Genomic DNA, 24,259 nt, shown 5'->3' on the forward strand with positions numbered 1-24,259 from the left:
CCTCCCGGTCAGAACGCCACCGACCAGTCCAGCTGCGCCCCCACATCGCGCTGGCCATCGCCACGGCGGCCCTGCATCTGCAGCGCCACGCGGCTGTTGTCGGTCGGGCTCACCGCCACGCCGAACTGGGCCAGCGCGCTGCGACGGGCCAGCGGCGCACCGCTGATCGCAAAACCCTGCGTGCCTTCCACGAAGCGTGCATCGACCTGCGGCAGGCGATCGCCGCCCGCCACCTGCCAGCCCACGCGCGCGGTCAGCGCCGCACGATCACGCTGGCCACCGCTGATGTCCCAGTCCGCGCGCAGCGCAGCCAGGCCGGTGCGGTAACGTGCGCTGCCGCCGTTCCACCGCAGGGCACTGTGGCCGCCGTGTTCCTGGCTGCCGTCGCTTTCCAGGCGCACCTGGGCCACTTCGATTTCCGGGGTCAGCTGCAGGCGCGCGCCGCCGAAGGTCCAGCCGGCACGCAGGAACGCGGTCGTGCCGGTGGCGTCCTCGCGGGCGGACAGGCCTTCGTCCAGGCGGGTGCCGACCTTTGCGGTGCGCGTGCTGTCGGTGCGGTAGTCGGCACGGCTGACACCGGCACGCAGGCTCAGGCCCTGCCAGCGGTACTGGCCGTACACGCCGTACTCGGTGCTGTCGGTCTCGCTGCGTGCATCGCGCTGGGCCAGGCGGCTGACCAGCTGCTGCTGGCCGGCGGCCACGCCCACTTCCAGCGATTCACCCAGGCGCCAGCCGGCACCGGCCATGACGCCGTGCTGCGACGAACGCAAGCCGGTGTTGTCCGCGCCGGCATCGGTGCGGCGCTGGCCGGCGTTGCCGCCGATCCAGGCGTGCACGCCCGGGGCGATCTCGGCACCCATCGTGAGACCGTCCAGATGGCGGTCGATGCCCTCGTGCAGGAAGCGGTTCTGCAGCAGTGCGCCGCGGTGCGCGGCATGGATCTCACCGCTCAGGCTGTCGAAGGCCGGCACCACCTCGGCCAGGTCCAGCCGTACCACCGCCTCATACACGGCGTTGCCATTGCCCAGCGCTTCCACCGCGCCGGCCACCGCCTTCTGGTTGGGGTTCACCACCACATCGGGGAAGGCCAGATCGATATCCGGCATGGCGATATCGTTGCGGGCCAGGGTCAGGTAGACGTTGCTGGCGTCGTAGTCCAGCGTGGGGGTCAGGAAGGCCAGCGTGCTGCTCACGCCGGAGAACGTGCCCTGCACGCCCTGCGTCGCGCTCAGGATGGTGTAGCGGGTGCGTGGCTGCCAGTCACCCTCGCTGGCGATGGCCACCGTATTGCCACCCTGCAGCGTTGCGCCGCCGCCCACCTGCACGCGGTCGCCGGCGCCATCGGCGCCCAGATCCACCAGGTAACGCGAGCCGTTCTCCATCAGCAGGCTGCCGGTCATCGACAGCGTGCCGAAGGCCGTGGCCGAACCCGGTGCCAGGGTGGCGCCGTCGCGGATGACGACGTTGCCCAGCTGGCCGTCACCGCTCAGCTCGGTGCCAGTGCCCAGGTCGGCCAGGCCGCCCAGGCGGCCATGCACGTCAAGCGCGCCGGCCTGCACGCGCGTGGTACCGGTGAAGCCGCTGCTGTCGCCCGACAGGCTCAGCAGGCCCGCATCCAGCTTGACCACATCGCCCGCGCCGGACAGCACGTTGTTGAACAGGGTCTGGCCATTGCGCTGCAGCTGCAGCGTCGCGCCCGATGCCACGTCCACCGCGCCACGGATCGCACCGTTGCCAGCCAGCACAAGGGTGCCCTGTTCAATGCGGGTACCGCCGCTGTAGCTGTTGTTGGCATGGGTGGTCAGCGTGCCGCTGCCGGTCTTGCGCAGTGCGCCGGTGCCGGTCAGGCGGCCGCTGAACATCGCATCGACCTGGTCGGTGTCTACCGTGGCGACACCGTCCAGCGCCATTTCAACGTTGCTGGTGAAGGCCTTGCTGGTCAGGTGCAGGGTGCCATCGGCAATCAGCACGTTGGCCGTGCCGGCGCCCTGGTAGATCAGGCCGCCGGCCAGGTTCAACGTGCCCTGCGGACCAATGGTCAGCGAGCCACGGCTGCCGCTGGCGCCGGCGAGGCCCAGCGCGTCGTTGACCGTCAGCGCACCGCCGTCATACACCGACACGCTGCCGTTGCCCTGATTGCCGACGGTCAGGCGGCCCATGCTGGCCGAACTGCCAGCGTCGGCCACGCGGAAGCTGCCTTCGCCCTGCGTGCTCTCACCCACGCCCACGTTGCCTGCGGTCAGTGCGGCGCCGTCGAAGACATTCAGTTCGGCCACCGCGTTCTGGCCCACGGCGATGAAGCCGGTGGTGGCGGTGGTGCCCGCACCGGTCAGCACCAGCACGCCATCGGGCGCGCCCGGAGTGTGCCGCTGCTGGCCCAGAAGGGTGCTGCCCTGCACGGTCAGCGTGGCGCCGTCGGCGACGGTCATCGTGCCGGTGCCGGAAACGCCGATCAGCAGGTCACTGCTGTTCAACCAGCTCGAATCCTTGCCGGTCACCGTGGCTTCGCCGCGGGCCACGCTGCTGTAGCTGCCCAGACGGGCGACGCCGGTCTGGAAGCTGCCACCGTTACGCACGTTCACCGTGCCCATGCCCTGCGCGCCCACGTGGATCTGGTCGGTGGCAAAGCGCGAATCCTTGTCGGACACTGTCAGCACGCCACTGCTGCCCATTTCCGAGGCCACCCACGTGCCCTGGGCGTTGATCACCTGGCCGCCATCAAGCACGTCCAGGAAGCCGCTGCCTTCATGGCCGACGCCGATGCTGTTGTTGCCGATCCACTGCGAACCGGCGCCGGTCACGGTGACCTTGCCGGTCGAGCCGGCCAGCGTCGCAATGAAGATGGCAGTGCTTTCCAGCACGCCGCCGTTCTGGATGAACAGCTCGCCGCTGCCGCCATGGCCGATGTCCACGCGCCACGAATCAGCCCTGATCGCATCCACCACGACCGGGGTCACGCTGTCGATGTAGGCGTGGTTCTCGACAGTCAGGTTCGGATCGCCGTTGCTCCACGCACCCGGCACATACCAGTGGCCATCGAGCTGGCTCGGATCGCGCACGGTGACCGTCGCAGCAATCGCCGTGGTGGGGCCGCTCATGGCCAGGCCGATCGCCAGGGCCAGCAGGCTGGTGGAAAGAGTACGGGAGGCGCCGGAAGTGCGACGCAGTGCCAGCGTCATTGCCGGCGAAGCTTGGTGCGAATGGGTCACGCGGATTTTCCCCTGTATGGACAGGGCGTATCGGCCGCGCAAGGGAGGGCTTTAGGTTTCTTAATATAAACAATTCAGAGTTGCAAGGAAGCGGGTCACACTTCCGGATATTCCGGGAATGGAGTCGCTGCCCAACACCGCTGCGGATTACACACGCAGGCGCGCCAGCACATCATGCCACAGCGCAATGCCCAAGCCCCTTCCGCTGCGGTCGCCCGGGCCCTCCAGCCCGCTTACAATCGCAGGCCCCGCTGTTCCCTCCCTGCCTGGAGTAACCGATGTTCCCGCGTGACGTCCGCATCGAAACCTACGATCCCGAACTGGCCAAGGCCATCGCCGCCGAAACCCAGCGCCAGGAAGACCACGTCGAGCTGATCGCCAGCGAGAACTACACCAGCCCGGCGGTGATGGAAGCCCAGGGCAGCCAGCTGACCAACAAGTACGCCGAAGGCTACCCGGGCAAGCGCTACTACGGTGGCTGCGAATACGTGGACATCGCCGAACAGCTGGCGATCGACCGCCTCAAGCAGCTGTTCGGTGCCGACTACGCCAACGTGCAGCCGCACAGCGGTTCGCAGGCCAACCAGGCCGTGTACTTCGCGCTGCTGCAGCCGGGCGACACCATCCTCGGCATGAGCCTGGCCCACGGCGGCCACCTCACCCACGGTGCCAAGGTCAACGCCTCGGGCAAGCTGTTCAACGCTGTGCAGTACGGCGTCAACGACCAGGGCCTGATCGATTACGACGAAGTCGAGCGCCTGGCCCTGGAGCACAAGCCGAAGATGGTCGTGGCCGGTTTCTCGGCCTACTCGCAGGTGATCGACTGGGCGCGCTTCCGCGCCATCGCCGACAAGGTGGGTGCCTACCTGTTCGTCGACATGGCGCACGTCGCCGGCCTGGTTGCTGCTGGCGTCTACCCGAGCCCGCTGGAACATGCGCACGTGGTCACCTCGACCACCCACAAGACCCTGCGCGGCCCGCGCGGCGGCATCATCGTCGCCAAGGGCGCCGACGAAGACCTGGTCAAGAAGCTGCAGTCGATCGTGTTCCCGGGCATCCAGGGCGGTCCGCTGATGCACGTCATCGCCGGCAAGGCCGTGGCCTTCAAGGAAGCGCTGGAGCCGGGTTTCAAGACCTACCAGCAGCAGGTGGTGAAGAACGCGCAGGCGATGGCCAACACGCTCATCGCACGCGGCTACAAGATCGTCTCCGGCGGCACCCAGAACCACCTGATGCTGGTCGACATGATCGGCAAGGACGTGTCCGGCAAGGACGCGGAAGCTGCGCTGGGCAAGGCCCATATCACCGTCAACAAGAACTCGGTGCCGAACGACCCGCGTTCGCCGTTCGTGACCTCGGGCCTGCGCCTGGGCACCCCGGCGGTGACCACCCGCGGTTACCTGGAACAGGACTGCGTGGACCTGGCCAACTGGATCGCCGACGTGCTCGACGCCCCGGCCGATGAGGCCGTGATCGCCCGCGTGCGTGATGCGGTCAGCGCGCAGTGCCGCAAGTACCCGGTCTACGGTTGATCGGGCACTGGGGTCGGAGCCCTTCCCTGCGGGAAGGGTTCTGACCCCGGCACCGGAGTACCCGCGCATGGATGAGCGCCGCCTCAGGTATCTCTATGCAGCCTTGGCTGTGCCGTTGGGCGCACCCAGCGTGCTGTTTGGTGGGGCGATGGCGGTACTGGCCATGGCCGGAAGCGTGCTTTCACTTGCCGACGGCACCGTCAACCCGCCCGGGCAGGCATTGATGCTGCTGTGGGGCCTGGCCGGACTCGCCGGTTGCATCGCCTGGCTGGACCTCAGTTGCGGATATTTGTTTGCAGGGCGCAGCGCACTGCATGCGCGCAGCCGGGCGCAGTGGGGCGCGCTGCTGCTTGGCATGCTGGCTGCGCTGCCGCTGTTGGGTATAGGGATGTGGCTGGGCATCACCCACGGCAGCGAAGGCTTCGGTCTGCTGCTGATGGGACCGTCGTTGCTGGTTCCGGCCGGCATGCTCTGGTGGCTGCGACCACGCACGTGAAGCAAGCAGCCAGCAAGGAGATTCGAACGCATGGATGAGCGCCTGCACAAACGCCTGTACATCGCCCAATGCCTGCTGCTGGGGTTGCCTGCACTGGTGGCCGGTGGCGGCGTCGCCGGCTTCGGCATCTACACCTTCCTGACCCGCCACGGCCTGATGCGCGGCGACGAAGGCGCGGTGCTGTTGCTGTGGGCGCTGGCGGGTGTGATCGGCTTGCTGGCCTGGTTGTGGCTCAGCATCCGCTACCTGCGGCTAGGGCGCGATGGCCTGCGGCGCACCGCCCGTATTCCCTGGATCGGCTTGGCGCTGGGCGCCATGGCGGCGCTGGCGGTGATCGGCGTGGTGCTTTTCAGCTTGTTTGCCGGCAGCCCCTGGCAGGTACTGGGCTATCTGGTACTGGGCGTGCCGCTGCTGGTGCCAGCGGCGCATCTGGTGTGGCTGCGTCGCGCTCCGGGCCTTGCCGGACAAGGCTGATTGCCGCCTGCATTTGCTGCAAAACCCCTTCTCAGGTACCTTTGCGACGCTACCACGACCGTGGCAGCAGGTATTTCCCTGAGCCAGGCGTTCAATGCATTGCCCCTTCTGCCAGCATGCCGATACACGGGTCATCGACTCGCGCGTCTCCGAAGACGGCGCGACGATTCGCCGTCGGCGTGAGTGCGAGGCGTGCAACGAACGCTTCAGTACGCTTGAAACCGTTGAACTGAAGCTGCCGGCCATCGTCAAGAGCGATGGCACCCGCGAAGCCTTCGATGCCCGCAAGGTCCGCGCCGGCTTTGACCGCGCGCTGCAGAAGCGTGCGGTGCCGGAAGAGAAGATCGAGGCGGCGGTGCGCGCAGTGGTGCATCAGCTGCGCATCAGCGGCGAACGCGAGGTGCCGTCGATCAAAGTCGGCGAGTTCGTGATGAACGAACTGCGCAAGCTTGACCATGTCGGTTATGTGCGTTTTGCTTCGGTCTACCGCAGCTTTGAGGATGTCGCCGATTTCCGCGAGGAAATCGAGAAGCTCGAACGCGACCTGCCTTCCAGCACCGAGCAGCTGCAACTGCTGGGCGATGTGATTGCCCTGACCAAGAAAAAGAAGGGCTGACGGCCTTTGCATCGGTAGCTGCCAACCTTGGTTGGCGCCGTACCGCCCATCCACGCATGGCGTGGATCTACTGGGTCTTGGTTGGCGCCGTGCTGCCCATCCACGCATGGCGTGGATCTACTGGGTCTTGGCTGGCGCCGTACTGCCCATCCACGCATGGCGTGGATCTACTGGGCCTTGGTTGGCGCCGTGCTGCCCATCCACGCATGGCGTGGATCTACTGGGTCTTGGCTGGCATCGTGCTGACGGCGGTACCATGGCGGCATGAGCCTATCGTTCACCGTCCTTGACCACCTGCACATGGCTGCCGCATTGCGGCTGGCCGAGCGCGGTGCCTATACCACCCGTCCCAATCCGATGGTTGGCTGTGTGATCGCCCATGGCGAGCGCGTGGTCGGGCAGGGCTGGCACCAGCGCGCTGGCGGCCCGCATGCCGAAGTGTTCGCCCTGCGCGAAGCCGGCACCGAAGCGCGTGGTGCCACCGCCTACGTCACCCTGGAACCCTGCGCGCATTACGGCCGTACGCCGCCGTGCGCACTGGCGCTGATCGAGGCCGGCGTGTCGCGCGTGGTCGCGGCAATGCGCGACCCGTTCCCGAAAGTCGATGGCGGTGGCTTCGACCTGCTGCGCGACGCCGGCATCGAGGTCGCCGAGGGCTTGATGGCGGCGCAGGCGCGCGAACTCAACAAGGGCTTCCTGTCGCGCGTGGAGCGCGGTCGTCCGTGGCTGCGGGTGAAACTGGCCGCCAGCCTCGATGGCCGTACCGCGATGGCCGACGGCAGCTCGAAGTGGATCACCGGCCCCGCCGCTCGCGAAGATGTGCAGCACTGGCGCGCGCGCGCTGGCGCGATCCTCACCGGCGCCGACACCGTGCTCGCCGACGACCCGATGCTGACCGTGCGCCTGGCCGATGTCGACGTGATGCCACCACTGCGCGTGGTATTGGATTCGCGCCTGCGTTCACTGGAATGCAGCCGTGTGCGCGAAGGTGGAGCACCGACGCTGTACCTGCACGATGCGATGGTCAGCCCGCCCGACGCCGCCGATGCAGCATTCGCCAGCGTCGCTGTCCGCCACGGCCGCCTTGATCTGGGCGCGGTACTGGCACTCCTCGCCGAGCACGGCATCAACGAAGTGCACACCGAAGCCGGCGCAACGCTGGCCGGCGCGCTGGTGCGTGGTGGCTGGGTGGACGAGTTGCTGATGTACCAGGCGCCCATCCTGCTGGGCGATAGTGGCCGTCCGCTGTTGGCCGGGCTCGGCATCGAGGTGATGGACCAACAGCGTCGATTGCATGTGGTCGACCAGCGCCAGGTGGGTGAGGATCTGCGGTTGCTGCTGCGGCCATGAAGAAGGGGACGGAGGGGATTACGTCGTTTGTGGCAAAAACGCCGTAATCCCCTCCGCCCCCTTTTTCAGTTCAACGATCCTCGCCAGGCGGGTGCTCGTTCCACTCGAAGAACGGCAGGAACGCATCGGCCAGTTCGCCCATCAGTGGCGAGGGGTTCTGTACGCGCCAAGCGCCGCCGTCATGATCGCGCTCGAAGGACACGGTGATGATCCTCTCCCGGTCCGGTGCCGTCGCGATCATCTGCGTATACGCGCTCGCCAGTTCGCTCGCCATCTGTGGGGGATGTGGTCCGTTGAATGGCACCGGGTGCTGCCGATAGACGGGCAGCAGGGCCGTCAGGTCCGGCAGGTGGCAACGGTAGTCAACATCGGCGGTGTCTGCCTGCGGATGATGCACGCTGCCGACACTGCATCGCACCGATGCCTGGCGCCTGCGCAGGGCCGCGGCGGCCTGCGGCCAATCGGCCATTTCAGGCGCCTGCTCCAGGTGGCTTACGCTCGCCAGCGCCGCCGCGATCGCCGGGCCCTTGGCTGTACCCAGATAGCGGCCCAGCTCGGCCTGGGCGGCGGCATCGCCGTGTACGATCACCTGTGCGTACAGCTCGAACGCGTGTCCGGGCGACGGCGCAGGTGGTGCCGCCAGTGTCGCAACCGGGGCCAGCAATGCAGCCAGCCCCAGTCGCTTCAGCGCGGTGAACTCACGCGCACGCATCGGTCCACATCATCTCGGCCATCGGACGCAGTGCCTTGCACTCCTGCGTCATTTCCTCGGCCGACATCACCTGCGTCTTGGCCTTCAACTCTTCGGTCATCGCATCCACACCGCTGATCTGGTCCGGTGCGATCTTCGCCACGCAGCTGCGGTGCTGCTGCAGCAGCAGGTCGCAGGCCGGCACGCCGGTCACCTTCGGTGCCTTGGCTGCTTCAACCTCCTGCATCCAGCCATCGAACGGCGCCAGCGCGTCCAGCACCGGGCTCACCAGATCGTCGAAGTTGCTGCTGTACCAGTAGCCCTTGTCCTTGGCGGTGTACAGGGTGAGGGTGCCGGTCACGGCCTTGCGCGGGCCACTCTGCAGGGCCTGGGTATAGGCCTCGGTGAAGCGCGCGCGCGGAGCCTTGTCCTCACCCGTCAGGCTGGCCAGGAACAACGGCTGTACGCTGCCCAGGTCGGCCAGCTGGCAGCTGAAATCGACCTTGGCGATCTTCTGGTCGTCCACGAATTCGTTGTCTTCTACCGTGCTGCGCGTGGCACGGCACTGCGAGGCCTTCAGCGCCTTGGCGTACATCGCTTCCGCCGCTGCCGGATCGCCCTTCACTCCAGCCACGGCCAGCACCGTCTGCCACGGCTCGGCCAGCGCCTGGGCCATCATGCCCGGCACCGGCGTTACCGAGTCCTGGCCGTCGAAGGCCGGTTTCAATGCATCGTTGAGCGTGCGCGTAGCGGCGGCATCGTCTTCCAGCAATGCGCGTGCGTACAGATCGAAGGTCTGTTCGGGCGTCAGCTGCGCCGGGGCGGCCGCGGCGAACAAGGGGGCGCACAGCAGTGCGGTGGCCAGCAGGCCGCGGATCGGGGTCTTCATGACGGTGTTCCTGTTCCAGAGGGCGGCAAGCCTAGCGCAATTGTCATTGCATTCGATGGCGTGCCGCAGCCAAGCGTATTGCGCGCGACGGCCAACAAAAAACGGGCCCCTTGCGGAGCCCGTTCGATCGCACGACGAGGATCGGGCAATCAGAAGCTGGCGCGCACGCCGGCCGAGTACTGGGTGACGTCGCGGTAGCCGGAGATCTCGCCCACCAGGCCCCAGGTCCGGGTGAAGTTGATCTGGCCGCCGACGGTGCCGACCCAGGTGCCCTTGAATTCGTTGCCGCCGTCCATGTAACCGGCCTTGATCCAGGCTTCGGTCATGCGTGAAGGCTTGCCACGCAGGCCCATGGTGGCGCGCACCAGGTTGGTGTGGTCCTTCACGCTGAAGCGGCCGTAGTCCACGTCCTTGACGGTGATTTCAGCCTGCTGGCGGACCCAGGCGATGTCGGCGGTGTAGTCCACGCGGTCGCTGAAGGGCATGTGGTAACCGATGCCCAGCTCCGGCTGGTTCAGCTTGAGCTTCATCGAGCCGTAGTCGTAGTCGTACGACTTGCTGGCGTAGTTCCAGCCGCCGAACACGTGCACCTGCTCGGCCAGCGCGATCGAACCGCGCACATAGCCACCATCAACCTTCGGGTCGTTGAACACGTCGTCGTCGGTCTTGACCTGGGTCCAGCCGCCTTCGACGTAGGTGTAGCTCAGGGCGTCGGCGGAGGCCGAGAACGGGGCAGCGGCCAGCAGGGCGGCCACGATCAGGATCTTGCGCATGGGAATTCCTGTGAATTTCAGTCCATTGGCGGCCCACCTGTGCGGCAGTCCGTGGCGACCTCATGTCGTCCGACCGCCGATTTTAATGAAAGTTTTACGAAATGCGAGCGACGGCCGTCACAGGCTCGGACGCGTCCGGGTGGGGTCAAAGCCCTTTCCTGCGGAAAGGGATCCGACCCCCGGGGGCATCCAGCCCCGTTCAGCCCGGGCTGTTACACTTGGCGGGCCGGTTCGCCGGTACACAAACGTCTTCAGGGCGGGGTGCAATTCCCCACCGGCGGTAGGTGCGCAAGCACGAGCCCGCGAGCGCCCCGGCCTTGCCGTCGGGGGTCAGCAGATCCGGTCCAATGCCGGAGCCGACGGTCATAGTCCGGATGAAAGAAGACGGTGCCACAGGGCCTTTGCGGCCCTGCGCCCGCCTGTTTGCCTTGCGGCGTTTTTCGCTCACTTTTCGCGGAGAACGTTACTTGTTTACTGGAATCATCGAAGGCGTCGGCCGTCTGGCCGCACGCGAATCCATCGGCGGCGATGTCCGCTTCACCTTCAACGTCGGCAACCTGCCGTTCGACAACGTGCAGATGGGCGAGAGCATCGCCATCAACGGCGTCTGCCTCACCGTCATCGCGTTCGATGCCGGCAGCTTCCAGGCCGATGCGTCCACCGAGACCCTGGGCCTGACCACGCTGGGCCAACTGGCCGAAGGTGCGGTCATCAACCTCGAGCGTGCCATGCGCCCGACCGACCGCCTCGGCGGCCATCTGGTCAGCGGCCACGTCGACGGCCTCGGCCAGGTCCTGTCCATCCATGAAGATGCGCGTGCCCAGCGCTGGCGTTTCGCCGCGCCGGCCGCCCTGCGCCGCTACATCGCCAAGAAGGGCTCGATCTGCGTGGACGGCGTCAGCCTCACCGTCAACGAAGTGGACGAGGAAGGCTTTGAAGTGGCGCTGATCCCGCACACTGTGGTCAATACCGCGTTCTCCGCCACCGGCGTGGGCAGCGCGGTGAACCTGGAAATCGACCTGATCGCTCGTTATGTCGAGCGGTTGATCGGAGTGCCGACCAACGGTCAGCACCCACAGGGAGATACCGTGCCGACCAACGGTCAGCACCCACAGGGAGATGCCGTGCCGACCAACGGTCAGCACCCACAGGGAGATACCCCATGAACTTCGCCCCCATTCCCGACATCCTGGAAGACATCCGCCTCGGCCGCATGGTGGTCATCGTCGATGACGAAGACCGCGAGAACGAAGGCGACCTGATCATGGCCGCCGAGCTGGTCAAGGCCAGCGACATCAACTTCATGGTCACCCATGGCCGCGGCCTGGTGTGCCTGCCGCTCACCCGCACCCGTGCCGCCGACCTCGGCCTGGCGCCGATGGTGCAGGCCAATACCGCGCAGTTCCAGACCAACTTCACCGTCAGCATCGAAGCGGCCGAGGGCGTGACCACCGGCATCTCGGCGCACGACCGCGCGCACACCATCCGCACCGCAGTGAAGCCCAATGCCAAGCCGTCGGACCTGCACCAGCCGGGCCACATCTTCCCGCTGATCGCCCAGCCCGGTGGCGTGCTGACCCGCGCCGGCCACACCGAAGCCGGCGTCGACCTGGCCATGCTGGCCGGGCTGGAACCGGCCGGCGTGCTGGTGGAGATCCTCAACCCGGACGGCAGCATGGCGCGCCGCCCGGAGCTGGAAGTGTTCGCCCGCGAGCACGGCCTGAAGATGGGCTCCATCGCCGACCTGATCGCCTACCGCCTGGCCACCGAAAAGACCGTCGAGCGCGTGGACGAGCGTGATATCGATACCGAGTTCGGCCCGTTCAAGCTGGTCACCTACCGCGACCGCATCGCCCACGACCTGCATTTCGCCCTGGTCCGCGGCACTCCGGATGCGGACACGCCCACCCTGGTGCGCGTGCAGGTGGAAAACCCGCTGGCCGACCTGCTGCACTGGCGCCGCGATGACTTCGGCGTGGCGGCCACCGATGCCCTGCGCGCGATCGCCGCGGAAGGCAGTGGCGTGATGGTGGTGCTGTCGGCCCCGCGCGACGGCGAAGCGCTGTTGGCCCGCCTGCGCCAGCAGCCGGCGCCGGTGGTGCCGGGCAAGGACAAGGACGTGGGCCAGTGGCGCCGCAATGGTGCCGGTGCGCAGATCCTGTCCGACCTGGGCCTGGGCAAGCTGCGCGTGCTGGGCACGCCCCGCCGCCAGATCGGACTGGCCGGGTACGGCCTTGAAGTGGTGGAGACGGTCACCCCGTAACCCGCTCGGTGTGCCGACCAACGGTCGGCACCCACAAAGGGGCGGCCCACTGCAGCTGGTGGGTGCCGACCGTTGGTCGGCACGCCCCGGGCCCCCGCCAGCCACGGCCGGGGCCCATCCACGGTAGAATTACCCCTTAATCGAATCCCAAGCCGCATATGAGCCACTACGAAGGCGATCTTCGCACTCCCGAATCGGCGCGCTTCGCCATCCTGGCCAGCCGCTGGAACGCCCGCATCACCGATGTGCTGGTTGCTGGCGCCCGCCAGAGCCTGGCCGGCAACGGCATTGCCGAAGCCAACATCGACGTGATCCGCGTGCCGGGTGCCTGGGAGCTGCCGCTGGTCGCCGCGCGCCTGGCCGCCGCCCACGAACACGCCGCCATCCTCACCCTGGGTTGCGTGATCCGTGGCGACACCCGCCACTACGAACACGTGGCCGACCGCTGTGCCGAAGGCCTGATGCGCGTGCAGCTGGACTTCGGCGTGCCGGTGCTGAACGGCGTGCTGGCCGTGGAGCGCGTGGAAGATGCCGAGGCCCGCGCAGGCGGCAGCCACGGCAACAAGGGCGAGGAAGTCGCGCTCGCCGCATTGGAAATGGTCAACCTTCTGGAGCAGCTGCCATGAACAAGAACACCCAGGGCAAGCCCTCCGGTAAACCCGTCCGCCGCGATGGCATCGATCCGGTGCTGCGCTCGCGCGCGCGCCGTCGTGCCGTGCAGGCCATCTATGCCTGGCAGATCTCCGGCGGCAACGGCCAGTCGCTGATCGCTCAGTTCGCCCACGAACAGGCCCGCGAAATCGCCGACCTGGCGTACTTCGAAGCGCTGGTGCATGGCGTGCTCGACAACCGTCGCGACATCGACGAAGCCTTCGGCCCGTACCTGGACCGTGGCATCGACGAAGTGGACGCGATCGAACGCGCCGTGCTGCGCCTGGCCGGTTACGAACTGCGTTACCGCCTGGACGTGCCGTACCGCGTGGTGATCAACGAAGCCATCGAATCGGCCAAGCGCTTCGGTTCCGAACATGGCCACACCTACGTCAACGGCGTGCTGGATCGTGCCGCCGTGGAATGGCGCAAGGTCGAATCGGGTCACTGACCCACCTGTGGTAACGCCGGCCGCTGGCCGGCAACTGCAGGGATTCTGAGGTTGCCGGCCAGCGGCCGGCACTACCGCCCACCGCGCACGGCGCGGCACGTACAAACGCGGGAGCGCCCCATGTCCCTGGCCGAATTCGCCCTCATCGACCGCATCCGCGCCCGCACTGTCGAGCGCGACGACATCGTGCTCGGCATCGGCGATGACGCCGCGCTGCTGCAGCCGCGCCCGAACGAGCAACTGGTGGTCACCGCCGACACGCTCAACAGCGGCGTGCATTTCCCGGCCGAGACCCCGGCGTTCGACATCGGCTGGAAGACGCTGGCCGTCAACCTGTCCGACCTCGCCGCGATGGGCGCGCGCCCGGCCTGGTGCACGCTGGCGCTGTCGCTGCCCGAAGCCAGCGAAGACTGGATCGATGCCTTCGCCGATGGCTTCTTCGCGCTGGCCGACCAGCACGACATCGCCCTGATCGGCGGTGACACCACGCGTGGCCCCCTGTCGCTGTCGGTTACCGCGATGGGCCAGGTGTCACGAGGCCAGGCGCTGCGTCGTGATCGCGCACAGATTGGCGATGACATCTGGGTCAGCGGCACCCTCGGCGATGCTGCCGGTGCGCTGCGCCTGTGGCAGCAGGGCGCATTGAACGTCACTGCCGCCACCTTGCTGGCGGACTACGAGACCCTGCGCCTGCGTCTGCTGCGTCCCACCCCGCGCGTCACCCTGGGCCTGCGGCTGCGTGCATTCGCGCATGCCGCCGTGGACATCTCCGATGGCCTGCTGGCCGACCTGGGCCACATCGCCGCACGCAGCGGCGTACGCGCCGAAGTCGACGCCGATGCATTGCCGATGTCGTCGGCACTGCGCGAACTGCTCGGCCGCGATGGCGCCCGTGATTGCGCGCTGCACGGCGGCGACGACTACGAGCTGTGCTTCACCGCCGCCGCCGACCAGCGCGACGCGCTGCACTACGTCGCCGAATCGCTGGACGTGCCGATCACCCGCATCGGCCGCATCATGGAAGGGCAGGGCGTGCACACCGAAGGCCACGACGGCCCGAGCGGATACGAGCATTTCGCCTGACACACGAGAACGCCGGGCATGGCCCGGCGCTACCGTGTTGCTCTGGTAGGTGCCAACCTTGGTTGGCACGCCGTCTCGTCCTGCATATGGCCTTGCGGCCATGCCAACCAAGGTTGGCAGCTACCAAGGGCAGGGCCGGCGCGTGCAGCAGCCCTGCTTACGCCACCCGCAACTGCACATCCACATACTCGGCCAGCCCTCGGCAGGCCAGCAGCAACCCTTCGCGCACATCATCGCCCACCTGCTGGTCGGCATCGCCGTCCACGCGCACGCGTTCGATGGCGTGCAGCAGTTCCAGCAGCAGGGTGAGCCCGGCATTGGCGCGGTCGATGCGGGCCATCGCGAAGCCGAAGCACTTGCGACCTTTGTCCGGCCACGGCTGGCCATCGGCGGCGTCCACGTGGCGGATGCGCTGCAGGCAGCCAAGCAGGGTGATGCCTTCGTCGGCGTGGGCGCGCATTGTGCTGCCCAACGTGGTTTCCAGTGCTTTGGCCAGATCATCCGGCAAGCGTTCGACGGCGTCGCCCAGTGTGGCGAACAGATAGGGATAGAGCGAAGAAGTCATGGCGGCGTCCTTGAGTGTGAAGCAAGGGGCCGCCCCCGCGCTGGGCGAGGGCGGCGGACGGTGCGTGGTTGCAATACCGGTGGCAACTCTGCGAAACGCCGGCGGGTACGAGACCCCCACGCACCGCCCGCCATAGGGCACGGACGGATTGCCTGCCGACGCCGCCCAACAAGGAAAGAGCGACGCCGACAGGCAAGCGTAAACAACAAAGTTGCCAAACGGGATTGCAAGCCCGTGCCACCCGTTGTCGGTGGCGCGCCATGATGTGCACGCAGGTGCTGCTATACCAATCAGAAAAGTTTCAATTTCGAAAACGTTGCAGACGCGTATCGCATGCGCTGGGCGAAGTAGAGCACGCCCGCGCGTGCCAATTGCGACATTTGTTGTAGCGCCGAGCGCACGCTCGGCGCTACAGAAAGCAGAAAGCAGAACGGCGCCGGATCTCTCCGGCGCCGTTCGTGTTTACATCACCACGTGTAGGCGACGCTCAGATTCGCCGTCGCTTCGCGGTAGCCACTGTCACCGCGCATCACGCCAAACCCGCCCCACGCACTGAAGCCGGAACGGAAGTCCACGCGCGCACCCGCGCTCAGTTCATAGCGGTTGCGCGGGATGCCGGCCTTCAGTACTTCGTCGTCGAAGGCGATGCCGTTACCAGCACCATCGCGGTACCAGTTGGCCACCAGATACGGGCTGACCGAGGCACCCGCCGCAGAGCGCGATTCACCCTGCAGGCGCAGGCCAGCACGACCGGACAGGCCGCTGTTGCCCGCTGCACGCACCACGGTGCCGTTGGTTTCGGTGTGCACGTCGGTCTTTGCATCGGTGTACACCAGCTGCAGTTCCGGCTGCAGGCTCAGCGCGGTGCTGCCGATCTGGCCGATGCCGAAGCGGTAACCGGCTTCCACGGACGATTGCCAGATATCCGAGTCGTAGCGTTCCTCAGCCAGGCCTTCGCCCTGCACGCGGTTGCGGAACTGGCCACGCTGCACGCTGGCATCCACATACAGCGCATCGGTGCTCCAGTTGCCGTACACGCCCAGTGCGCCGCCTTCCACCTTGCCGCGCGCGCTGAAACCAGTCACGTCCGAGCGCGAGGTGGCGCTGGACTGCGCAACGGTGCCCATCACACCCACGCGGCCACGGCCGTCATCGAACACCCCAACGTCCGCCCCCAGCTGCAGGCGCGAGCGGTCCACGCGCAGGTCCAGCTGGTCATCCACCGCACCGAGCTTGCTCTGCGTAGCGTCCACCCGGGCCCAGCCGCGAATGCCATCCGTCGCAGCGGCGCCGCCCTGGCGGTCGCGCCAGGTGTGGCGCAGCATCTGGTCCAGCGCGAACTGGTTGGCCAGGTACGCGCCGGCTTCCGGGCGCAGTACCGGCGGCGGCGGATCCACCGGGTCCACCGGATCGATCGGCGTGCACTCGGGCAGGGTGGGATCGACTACGCACGGGTCCGGGCCGGCACCGGTCTGCGAGCGCAGGTACCAGTTGCCGTTGGCGTCCTTCACCAGGAAGTACTCGTACTGCCCGCCCACGGCGCGGCCGACCAGGTCGAACTGCGCATTGGACGCACCGCCGATGTCGATCAGCTCGATGCCGCGGTCGGTCTTCGCACCGGCACCGCCGGCATTGAGCACGCGCACGTTGGCCTGGCCATTGGCGTCGCCGTTGATGACCAGCTTGTCGGTGGCCGAGCTGTCATCGCCCAGCACGGCGTTGAACGACAGTGTGCCGCCGCTGCCGGTGAAGCCATCCACGGTGAGGGTGTTGAAGGCAGTACCATCGCCAAGCGCCACAGTGCCGCTGGCACCCAGCGTGAGCTGCCCAACATTGCTGTCGCCAGTCAACATCCAAGCGCTGTTTCCATCGATGCTGGCGCTGGTGACATCGGTGAATCTGCCATTGATGCGTCCACGGTCCTGCAGAATCACATGGGTCTCGGCATTCGTAGCACTGCCGACCACGTTGCCGTTCTGAGTGCTGGACTCAACTGTCAGGCGCGCGCGGGCGTGGGCCACGTCACCCGGGCCGGAGAGACGGATTTCGAGCAGATTGCCATTGGCTCCCACCAGGCTGGCGCCGTTCCTGACAATGAAAGAGGCCTCCTGCCCTACAGAGGGACTGACTGATAGAACCTGGAGGGCCGCGCCCGTCTCTCCCTTCACCGTTGAGCCATCGATGATGATGTTCGGGTTGCTGTCCGACAGATCCAATACCGCACGAATGCCATGCGTTGCGCCGGTGACTGAGCTGCCATCGGTGATTTCCAGTTGACCCCGCCCATCCATGCCCGCTGCCGACGTGCCAGTGATACGTGAATTTGCGATGCGGGCCGTGCCCGTGCCGCTTCGGGCATCTATCCCGATGGTGCCGGTGATGCTGCTGGCAGCAACCGTGGTATTGGTAGGCCCTGTTAGGAGGGCACCATATCCGATGTCGTTGTGAACAGTCGAAGACGCCAGTGCAAGGCTTCCGCCATTCAATTGGATGGCGCCGCCGGCCCTTGATGCCTGGACGGTGCCCCCCTCGATGGCGACAGTGACGTTGGTTCCGAGTGCGTGGATGTAGTCCGTAATGCCCCCCGGCCGTACGGTGAGTGTCGACCCCGTGTTCATGAGGTATGAATTCTGAGGACTGCCAGGTCCAACCGTTGCCTGGCCATCAGCGGGAACCGAGACAGTGGCAGCCGTGGCGGAGGAAGCAAATGCGAGCAGTGCAGAAATTGCCAACGGCAGTAGCAGGGCAGCCGGCGGGTTGGCAGGCTCGCAGCGGGTGCCAGCAGCGTTGAGGGTGCGATTCATCGTCGTCTCCAACTAGAGGTAGAAGGGTATGGACGGAAGGCCGATCTGCGCTGCACCCCGTTGCGGGCGCTGCGAGATATAGGCCGGGCTTCAGTGAAGTGTCTGTGAAGGCGGGGCCCGTCCAGGAACGGGAGGAGTATTGCCGCCGTGACGCTTCTGGCCCATGCAATTAGTTGCAAACGCGTCCTCACTTCGGGCCCAGGTTGGGGGCCGTTAACCGGTCCTGTAACCACATTGCAGGCCGCACCCGAATTCAAGCCTTATCGCAGCCAAGTTTGGCTCGGCTCCACAGAAGACAGAAAGCAGAACGGCGCCGGATCTCTCCGGCGCCGTTCGTGTTTACATCACCACTCGTAGGCAACGCTCAGATTCGCCGTCGCTTCGCGGTAGCCACTGTCACCACGCATCACCCCGAACCCGCCCCACGCACTGAAGCTGGAACGGAATTCCACGCGCGCACCCGCGCTCAGTTCATAGCGGTTGCGCGGGATGCCGGCCTTCAGCACTTCGTCGTCGAAGGCGATGCCATTACCGGCACCATCGCGGTACCAGTTGGCCGCCAGATACGGGCTGACCGAGGCACCCTCCGCCGAGTGGCCTTCACCCTGCAGGCGCAGGCCAGCACGACCGGACAGGCCGCTGTCGCCCGCTGCACGCACCACGGTGCCGTTGGTTTCGGTATGCACGTCGGTCTTCGCATCGGTGTAGACCAGCTGCAGCTCCGGCTGAAGGCTCAGGGCCGTGCTGCCGATCTGGCCGATGCCGAAGCGGTAACCGGCTTCCACGGACGACTGCCAGATATCCGAGTCGTAGCGCTCCTCGGCCAGGCCTTCACCCTGCACGCGATTGCGGAACTGGCCGCGCTGCACGCTGGCATCCACGTACATGGCGTCGTTGGCCCAGTTGCCATACACGCCCAGTGCGCCACCTTCCACCTTGCCGCGCGCGCTGAAACCAGTCACGTCCGAACGCGAGGTGGCGCTGGACTGCGCAACGGTGCCCATCACACCCACGCGGCCACGGCCGTCATCGAACACCCCAACGTCCGCACCCAGCTGCAGGCGCGAGCGGTCCACGCGCAGGTCCAGCTGGTCATCCACCGCACCGAGCTTGCTCTGCGTAGCGTCCACCCGGGCCCAGCCGCGAATGCCATCCGTCGCAGCGGCGCCGCCCTGGCGGTCGCGCCAGGTGTGGCGCAGCATCTGGTCCAGCGCGGACTGGTTGGCCAGGTACGCGCCGGCTTCCGGGCGCAGTACCGGCGGCGGCGGATCAATCGGATCGATCGGATCGATCGGATCCACCGGGTCCACCGGATCGATCGGCGTGCACTCGGGCAGGGTGGGATCGACCACGCACGGGTCCGGGCCGGCGCCGGTCTGCGAGCGCAGGTACCAGTTGCCGTTGGCGTCCTTCACCAGGAAATACTCGTACTGCCCGCCCACGGCGCGGCCGACCAGATCGAACTGCGCATTGGACGCACCGCCGATGTCGATCAGCTCGATGCCGCGATCAGTCTTCGCACCGGCACCGCCGGCATTGAGCACGCGCACGTTGGCCTGGCCATTGGCGTCGCCGTTGATGACCAGCTTGTCGGTCGCCGAGCTGTCATCGCCCAGCTGGGTGTTGAACAGCAGGGTGCCGCCCGTGCCATCGAAGCTGTCGACGGTAAGGGTGTTGAACGTACTGGCATTGCCCAGTGCCACGGTGCCGGTGCTGCCCAGCGCGAGGTGGCCGACGTTGCTGTCGCCGGTCATCAGCCAGGTGCTGTCGCTGTCGATGCTGGCGCTGGTGACGTTGAGGAAACGGCCGTCGATCTGCGCCTTGTTGCGCAGAGCGACGTCGACCTTGGCGGTGGGGGCGCTGGCAAGTTCCAAGGTGATGTTGCCGGCCAAACGGGCGTCATCCACATTGAAGTTGACGTCGGTACGCGAGGTGACCACGCCGATGTCGCGGCCCACCAGCAGCAGGTTGCCATCGCCGCCGATCAGCTGCGCCCCATTGGCCACGGTGATGTCGTAGGTGTTGTCAGCGGCTGCGTTGACCCGGATGGCAGCGCCGCGACCAGATTGCAGGGTGGAGTTATCGATGTTCAGACGGAGGCGTTGATCCGGATTGGATTCGCCCCAGAGCACTGCGCCGATATTGGATGCATCCACACGCGAGCCGTTGATGATATCCATCTGCCCGAACTGGATCCGCACGCCAACGCCGTTGCTGACATCGCGGGTGCCGGCTGGGGCGTCTTCCACGTAGATGGTGGTGTCGTCGATGGTCGCCCGGGGGCTGGCAACACCGTTTCCTGTCGCTGCGCTTGCCAGGTCGACGCCGACCGAAAGTGCCTCGCCAGGGCGCAACGAAGCAGGGGTCACGGAGATCGAGCTCTGCCACAGGACGGCCTGCGTGGTGCCACCATTCAACCCGATGCCACCAAAGACCCGGCTTCGGGCCAGAGCGAGATACGCCGAGTCGTTCAGCGTAATGGCTCTCTGACTGTTTCCACTACGGGTTACCACGGCCTCCCGGATGTTGAGCTCGGAGTCGTCGTCAGCCACGATCTGCAGCGTCTGCCCACCGTCCACCTCCAGGTACGAGCCATTGACCAGCGTCCAGGCCTCGGCCGGGTCGCCTGCAGATACTTGGGCGCTCTGGTTGTCCAGATTACCGGCTAACGCCATGCCGGCTGGGCAGGCTCCCAGGGCCAGCAGCAGGCCCCGTGCCAGCGGGCGCAGGGGCAGTGAGACGGCTGCAGAAAGGAATTGGCTCATGGATAGTGTCCTTTGCGAAGGAAATCGGTGGAGACAGCATCGACTCTTGCCGCGCCCGTTCAGCCGGGTGACGTATACGCCTTCGATCTGTGAAGCCGGAGTGATCGGGCGGGTCTTCTGCGAAGCCATCTGTCTTTATTGGCCTCCAGTGTCCATTGCGCGCGTCGCACTGCCCATGCAAATAGTTGCAAAGCTCGCTTGGCGCGTCGCGCGATTCATTCGGCAGACACCAGGGCGGCCCAGCGCCGCACTTCATCTGCAATGGATTCGATATCCGTACGCAGGCTGTACGTGGAGCATGGGCCGCCGTTCCCAGGAGATACCCCCCATGTCCCCCTCGCTTCCGCCGCGCCGCGCATTGCCGATCGCGCTGGCCATGATTCTCTGCTCGTCCGTGCCTGTGCTCGCACAGCAGGTCATTGCCGACGGCGACGATCAGGCGCCAGCCGCAGGCGACTACCAGACCAGTGAGCCGGTGGAGCCAGGCAACCCGGCTGGGCATGTATTCCACGCACTCAATGGCGGCACGATCGTGCCTGCCGGCGAAGTGAATCTGCGCACTGGAGGAATGCGTGCCGCCGCTGTACGCGTTGAAGACGCAGACAGCCATGTTGCCTTGACGGGTGGCAGCATCGTCACCACCGGCTACGGTGCAGCGGGCGTTTCGATTGCCAGTGGGGGTTCTGCCATGTTGAGCGGTACCCGCATCGAGACCGAAGGCCAGGCCAGCGTCGGTGTTGGCCTTGAAGGTGGCGCGCTGGAAGCAAGCAATGTCCATATCATCACCCGTGGTGGGCTCGGGCATGGCGTGTCAGTACGTGGTGGCGATGTGCAGCTGCGTGACAGCGTGATCGAGACGCACAACAGCGCCAGCGGACTGTTCGTCAGTGACGGCACCCTGCTGGCCGAGCGGGTCCGGCTGCAACAGAACACCTCGGGGAGCGCGGTGACGCTTGATTTCGTCGGCAACGCGCGCGCGACATTGCGTGATGTGCAGATCAATGGAACCGCAGCGGGCGCATCGGGTGTTTCCAGCGGCCTGGGCAGCCAGCTGCTGCTGCAGAACGTGGATATCAATCTCACCCACGAACGTTCGGGCGCGGGGTTGTCCGTGGGGGGCGATGTGGAGTTCCGTGGCGGGCGGATCCACGCGGCAGGTGACAACAGCAGCGTGGTCAGCTTTGCCACAGGCGGTGGCGGCTCGCTGCTGCTGGATGACGTGGTGATGGACGGAACCTGGGGCATCAGCCTGCGCACGGGCTCGTCGCTGGAGATGCGCAACAGCCAGCTTGAGGCTGAGAAGAGCGGCATTGATCTTGGCATGGCCGATGGCGAAGCATGGATAGAGCAATCAACGCTGCATGTACGCAACGGCTCCGGTGTTTCGGTGCAGGGCAACAGCAAGGTGGATGTGCACGCCTCTGCGATCACCACCGGCGGCGATCAGAATCCGGCCGTTGCCGTGTACGAGGGTGCTGCCACATTGAGCGAGACCACCCTGCACACCACTGGCATGTATGCTCATGCGCTGCACACGTTCGGCAACAACGCTACGGCGCCGACCGTCACGGCAACGCGCATTGAAGTAGTGACCGAGGGGGAGAGTGCCTACGGGGCCACCGCGCGCAAAGGCGGCAATGTGCACCTGGCGGACAGCCTGCTGCGTACACGTGGGCAGAAGGCACACGGGGTACTGGCAGATGGACGGGGTGAGCTGACCTTGGCAGCCACTCAGGTGATCACCGAAGGGGAGGGCGCCTGGGCCGCGGCCATCGTTGAGGGCGGTAGCCTGCGGATCGACGGCAGCGCGCTGATCAGCCAGCAGCACGGCGGGGTGTGGGTACGCGGCAGCCGTGACCCGGGCCTGACCCTGGCCAACGGCGCACTGGTATCCGGCGGCAACGGCATCGGCCTGGCACTGGATGCGGCGGTGGCAGGACGTTTCGACGTCGTGCTGGAGGAGCACTCGCAGTTGGTGGGCGACATCGTCATCACGCCCGAGGATGAGGACGCCGGGCTGGTGCCGCAGTCCGATGTGCACGTGCGCTTGGCTGGCGGTTCGCTGTGGCAGGGAGCGTCGGATCTGGTGCAGACCATGACGATCGAACGCGCCAGCCAATGGACGCTGGGCGCTGATGCCACCGTGGGCGAACTGCGCGTGCTCGACAGCGGGCTGGCATTGTCCGATGGCAGCGGTCGCTTCAACACGCTTACCGTGGGTGGCGACCTGCACAGCGAAGGTGCCACGTTCCTGTTCCAGGGCGCGCTGGCCGGTGATGACAGCGCGATGGATCAGCTGCATGTGCAGGGGGATACCTCGGGTGATGCAAGCATCGTGGTCAGGAACATCGGTGGTGTGGGTGCACCTACGGTGGATGGCATCCAGTTGATCGAAGTGGACGGTGCATCACTTGCGAGCTACGCGCTGGCCGGCCGCGCGGTGGGTGGCTCGTACGAGTACTTCCTGTTCCAGGGCGGCCTGGCCGATCCGTCCGATGGCAACTGGTACCTGCGTTCGCAGTGGTTTGATGTGTGCCAGGACGATCCGGCGGCGCCGGGCTGTGCCGTGAATCCCGGCCCGGGCCCCGACCCGGGTGAGGGCGGGGACGGTGGCGAGGGCGTGGGGCCGGTGGACCCGATCCGGCCGCCGCCGGTGCTGCGCCCCGAGGCAGGTGCCTATCTGGCTAACCAGTCGGCGGCCATCAGCATGTTTGCCCACCGCATGCATGAGCGCACCGGCGCCATCGGCAGCGAGCGCACTGCGTGGGCGCGCACAGGTCGCAGCAATGCAGATTTCAGCGCTGTCGGTGGCCAGCTGTCGGTGGACGGCAATACGTCGGTACTGCAGATCGGCAGTGATCTGCTGCGTCGGGGCAGCGCCGTCTTCGGGGTGATGCTGGGCAGTGGCCGTGCCGACAGCCGCGTCGTTTCGGATCTGACCGGCTACACCGCTACCGGCCGCGTGCGTGGCACTGCGCTGGGTGTTTATGGCACCTGGTTGCAGGATGGCGAGGGCACTCACGGCGCCTATGTGGATGCGAACGTGCAGTACGGCCGTTTCGACAACCGGGTGCAGGGCATCGGCCTGGAGCCGGAGCAGTACGATTCGCGCACCACCAGCGCATCGCTGGAAGCCGGTTACACCTTCAACGTCTGGCAGGGGGCGTCGAGCCAGCTGTATCTGCAGCCGCAGCTGCAGTTGTCGTACGCGGATTTCCGCGCCGAGCGTCATGTGGAGCACAACGGCACGGTGATCGATCGTGCCGAGGCCGGTGGCCTGAACGGACGCGTGGGCGTGCGCGTGTTCGGTGGCGGCACTGCGGCGGGCAGCGTGGTGCAGCCCTACCTGGGCGTGAACTGGCTGCGTGGCAGCGGTACCAGCACGTTGCAGTTCAACGGTGACACGCTGGGTGCGGATGTTCCGCGCAACCGCTACGAAGTACAGGCAGGTGCCGAGCTGAAGCTGGGCCAGCGCTGGGGTGCATGGGGCGGCGTGAGCGTGCAGCGCGGTGACCATGCTTACCGCAACGTGGGCGGCCAGGTGGGTCTGCGCATGGCCTGGTAAGCAACGACGCCAAGGCCGACGCCGGGGTCGGAGCCCATTGCATGGCAATGGGCTCTGACCCCTGGCTGCTGCTGTAGAGCCG

Annotated in this window: 18 protein-coding genes and 1 riboswitch; of the genes, 11 read left to right on the forward strand and 7 right to left on the reverse strand. The window is 66.6% G+C overall.

Features of this window, described 5'->3' with window-relative positions; all coding sequences use genetic code 11:
- Nucleotides 1-8 precede the first annotated feature (8 nt).
- Nucleotides 9-3,209, reverse strand: a complete 3,201-nt coding sequence (locus ACUXVE_RS08950) for an autotransporter domain-containing protein (protein WP_445514248.1) — start codon at nucleotides 3,207-3,209, stop codon at nucleotides 9-11.
- A gap of 278 nt (nucleotides 3,210-3,487) precedes the next feature.
- On the opposite strand from ACUXVE_RS08950, the gene glyA reads away from it, so the two are divergent.
- The 5 genes from glyA (at nucleotide 3,488) to ribD (ending at nucleotide 7,677) form a co-directional block, all read left to right on the forward strand.
- Complete coding sequence (gene glyA / locus ACUXVE_RS08955; protein WP_088101079.1) at nucleotides 3,488-4,741, forward strand: serine hydroxymethyltransferase; 1,254 nt, start codon at nucleotides 3,488-3,490, stop codon at nucleotides 4,739-4,741.
- Nucleotides 4,742-4,808: 67 nt separating this feature from the next.
- Nucleotides 4,809-5,237: a hypothetical protein gene (locus ACUXVE_RS08960; RefSeq protein ID WP_445514249.1), complete on the forward strand. Its 429-nt coding sequence runs from the start codon at nucleotides 4,809-4,811 to the stop codon at nucleotides 5,235-5,237.
- A gap of 30 nt (nucleotides 5,238-5,267) precedes the next feature.
- Entirely contained in the window at nucleotides 5,268-5,711 is a 444-nt protein-coding gene (locus ACUXVE_RS08965; protein ID WP_025876656.1) for a hypothetical protein, read from the forward strand.
- A gap of 94 nt (nucleotides 5,712-5,805) precedes the next feature.
- Nucleotides 5,806-6,327 (forward strand): transcriptional regulator NrdR, encoded by a 522-nt coding sequence (gene nrdR, locus ACUXVE_RS08970; RefSeq protein ID WP_025876654.1) that lies wholly within the window; start codon nucleotides 5,806-5,808, stop codon nucleotides 6,325-6,327.
- A gap of 264 nt (nucleotides 6,328-6,591) precedes the next feature.
- A complete protein-coding gene (gene ribD / locus ACUXVE_RS08975; protein WP_445514250.1) occupies nucleotides 6,592-7,677 on the forward strand; it encodes a bifunctional diaminohydroxyphosphoribosylaminopyrimidine deaminase/5-amino-6-(5-phosphoribosylamino)uracil reductase RibD in 1,086 nt (361 codons plus the stop codon).
- A 70-nt stretch (nucleotides 7,678-7,747) separates the two neighbouring features.
- Here the strand turns inward: ribD and ACUXVE_RS08980 are convergent, their stop codons facing one another.
- The 3 genes from ACUXVE_RS08980 to ACUXVE_RS08990 form a co-directional block, all read right to left on the reverse strand.
- Nucleotides 7,748-8,389: a hypothetical protein gene (locus ACUXVE_RS08980; protein ID WP_445514251.1), complete on the reverse strand. Its 642-nt coding sequence runs from the start codon at nucleotides 8,387-8,389 to the stop codon at nucleotides 7,748-7,750.
- On the reverse strand, nucleotides 8,376-9,257 hold the full coding sequence (locus ACUXVE_RS08985) for a hypothetical protein (protein WP_445514252.1): 882 nt from the start codon (nucleotides 9,255-9,257) through the stop codon (nucleotides 8,376-8,378). The genes ACUXVE_RS08980 and ACUXVE_RS08985 overlap by 14 nt, the downstream gene beginning before the upstream one ends.
- A 149-nt stretch (nucleotides 9,258-9,406) precedes the next feature.
- On the reverse strand, nucleotides 9,407-10,030 hold the full coding sequence (locus ACUXVE_RS08990; protein WP_105163442.1) for an outer membrane beta-barrel protein: 624 nt from the start codon (nucleotides 10,028-10,030) through the stop codon (nucleotides 9,407-9,409).
- A 243-nt stretch (nucleotides 10,031-10,273) separates the two neighbouring features.
- A riboswitch (FMN riboswitch) is annotated at nucleotides 10,274-10,420 on the forward strand.
- Between the two features lie 77 nt (nucleotides 10,421-10,497).
- Between ACUXVE_RS08990 and ACUXVE_RS08995 the strand changes: the two genes are divergently transcribed.
- The 5 genes from ACUXVE_RS08995 to thiL all read left to right on the forward strand — a co-directional run bounded on the left by ACUXVE_RS08995 (nucleotide 10,498) and on the right by thiL (nucleotide 14,478).
- Complete coding sequence (locus ACUXVE_RS08995; RefSeq protein ID WP_445514253.1) at nucleotides 10,498-11,196, forward strand: riboflavin synthase; 699 nt, start codon at nucleotides 10,498-10,500, stop codon at nucleotides 11,194-11,196.
- The gene (gene ribB, locus ACUXVE_RS09000; protein ID WP_032978962.1) at nucleotides 11,193-12,293 is read left to right on the forward strand and encodes a 3,4-dihydroxy-2-butanone-4-phosphate synthase; all 1,101 of its coding nucleotides are present in this window, start codon (nucleotides 11,193-11,195) and stop codon (nucleotides 12,291-12,293) included. The genes ACUXVE_RS08995 and ribB overlap by 4 nt, the downstream gene beginning before the upstream one ends.
- Nucleotides 12,294-12,451: 158 nt before the next feature.
- Nucleotides 12,452-12,919, forward strand: coding sequence for a 6,7-dimethyl-8-ribityllumazine synthase (ribH, locus tag ACUXVE_RS09005; protein WP_025876639.1), 468 nt, complete (start codon nucleotides 12,452-12,454; stop codon nucleotides 12,917-12,919).
- Nucleotides 12,916-13,395 carry a transcription antitermination factor NusB gene (nusB, locus tag ACUXVE_RS09010; protein WP_025876637.1) on the forward strand — a complete coding sequence of 160 codons (480 nt, stop codon included), beginning with the start codon at nucleotides 12,916-12,918 and terminating at the stop codon, nucleotides 13,393-13,395. Before ribH ends, nusB begins: the two co-directional genes overlap by 4 nt.
- Nucleotides 13,396-13,515: 120 nt before the next feature.
- The gene (gene thiL / locus ACUXVE_RS09015; RefSeq protein WP_051562411.1) at nucleotides 13,516-14,478 is read left to right on the forward strand and encodes a thiamine-phosphate kinase; all 963 of its coding nucleotides are present in this window, start codon (nucleotides 13,516-13,518) and stop codon (nucleotides 14,476-14,478) included.
- Nucleotides 14,479-14,635: 157 nt separating this feature from the next.
- On the opposite strand, the gene ACUXVE_RS09020 is transcribed toward thiL, so the two are convergent.
- The 3 genes from ACUXVE_RS09020 to ACUXVE_RS09030 all read right to left on the reverse strand — a co-directional run bounded on the left by ACUXVE_RS09020 (nucleotide 14,636) and on the right by ACUXVE_RS09030 (nucleotide 20,612).
- Nucleotides 14,636-15,043, reverse strand: coding sequence for a hypothetical protein (locus ACUXVE_RS09020; protein ID WP_248151343.1), 408 nt, complete (start codon nucleotides 15,041-15,043; stop codon nucleotides 14,636-14,638).
- A 467-nt stretch (nucleotides 15,044-15,510) separates the two neighbouring features.
- Nucleotides 15,511-17,064, reverse strand: coding sequence for an autotransporter family protein (locus tag ACUXVE_RS09025; RefSeq protein WP_445514254.1), 1,554 nt, complete (start codon nucleotides 17,062-17,064; stop codon nucleotides 15,511-15,513).
- A gap of 1,127 nt (nucleotides 17,065-18,191) precedes the next feature.
- The gene (locus ACUXVE_RS09030; protein ID WP_445514255.1) at nucleotides 18,192-20,612 is read right to left on the reverse strand and encodes an autotransporter family protein; all 2,421 of its coding nucleotides are present in this window, start codon (nucleotides 20,610-20,612) and stop codon (nucleotides 18,192-18,194) included.
- Between the two features lie 328 nt (nucleotides 20,613-20,940).
- On the opposite strand from ACUXVE_RS09030, the gene ACUXVE_RS09035 reads away from it, so the two are divergent.
- Entirely contained in the window at nucleotides 20,941-24,177 is a 3,237-nt protein-coding gene (locus ACUXVE_RS09035; RefSeq protein ID WP_445514256.1) for an autotransporter family protein, read from the forward strand.
- The last annotated feature ends 82 nt before the right edge of the window (nucleotides 24,178-24,259 follow it).

It is taken from the genome of Stenotrophomonas sp. 3(2025) (genome assembly GCF_052665395.1).

Excerpts from the sequence above, each read along its gene's own strand:
- glyA (WP_088101079.1), top strand. The coding sequence starts at position 3,488 with ATGTTCCCGCGTGACGTCCGCATCGAAACCTACGATCCCGAACTGGCC.
- ACUXVE_RS08960 (WP_445514249.1), top strand. The coding sequence starts at position 4,809 with ATGGATGAGCGCCGCCTCAGGTATCTCTATGCAGCCTTGGCTGTGCCG.
- ACUXVE_RS08965 (WP_025876656.1), top strand. The coding sequence starts at position 5,268 with ATGGATGAGCGCCTGCACAAACGCCTGTACATCGCCCAATGCCTGCTG.
- nrdR (WP_025876654.1), top strand. The coding sequence starts at position 5,806 with ATGCATTGCCCCTTCTGCCAGCATGCCGATACACGGGTCATCGACTCG.
- ribD (WP_445514250.1), top strand. The coding sequence starts at position 6,592 with ATGAGCCTATCGTTCACCGTCCTTGACCACCTGCACATGGCTGCCGCA.
- ACUXVE_RS08980 (WP_445514251.1), bottom strand. The coding sequence starts at position 8,389 with ATGCGTGCGCGTGAGTTCACCGCGCTGAAGCGACTGGGGCTGGCTGCA.
- ACUXVE_RS08985 (WP_445514252.1), bottom strand. The coding sequence starts at position 9,257 with ATGAAGACCCCGATCCGCGGCCTGCTGGCCACCGCACTGCTGTGCGCC.
- ACUXVE_RS08990 (WP_105163442.1), bottom strand. The coding sequence starts at position 10,030 with ATGCGCAAGATCCTGATCGTGGCCGCCCTGCTGGCCGCTGCCCCGTTC.
- ribB (WP_032978962.1), top strand. The coding sequence starts at position 11,193 with ATGAACTTCGCCCCCATTCCCGACATCCTGGAAGACATCCGCCTCGGC.
- ribH (WP_025876639.1), top strand. The coding sequence starts at position 12,452 with ATGAGCCACTACGAAGGCGATCTTCGCACTCCCGAATCGGCGCGCTTC.
- nusB (WP_025876637.1), top strand. The coding sequence starts at position 12,916 with ATGAACAAGAACACCCAGGGCAAGCCCTCCGGTAAACCCGTCCGCCGC.
- thiL (WP_051562411.1), top strand. The coding sequence starts at position 13,516 with ATGTCCCTGGCCGAATTCGCCCTCATCGACCGCATCCGCGCCCGCACT.
- ACUXVE_RS09020 (WP_248151343.1), bottom strand. The coding sequence starts at position 15,043 with ATGACTTCTTCGCTCTATCCCTATCTGTTCGCCACACTGGGCGACGCC.
- ACUXVE_RS09030 (WP_445514255.1), bottom strand. The coding sequence starts at position 20,612 with ATGAGCCAATTCCTTTCTGCAGCCGTCTCACTGCCCCTGCGCCCGCTG.
- ACUXVE_RS09035 (WP_445514256.1), top strand. The coding sequence starts at position 20,941 with ATGTCCCCCTCGCTTCCGCCGCGCCGCGCATTGCCGATCGCGCTGGCC.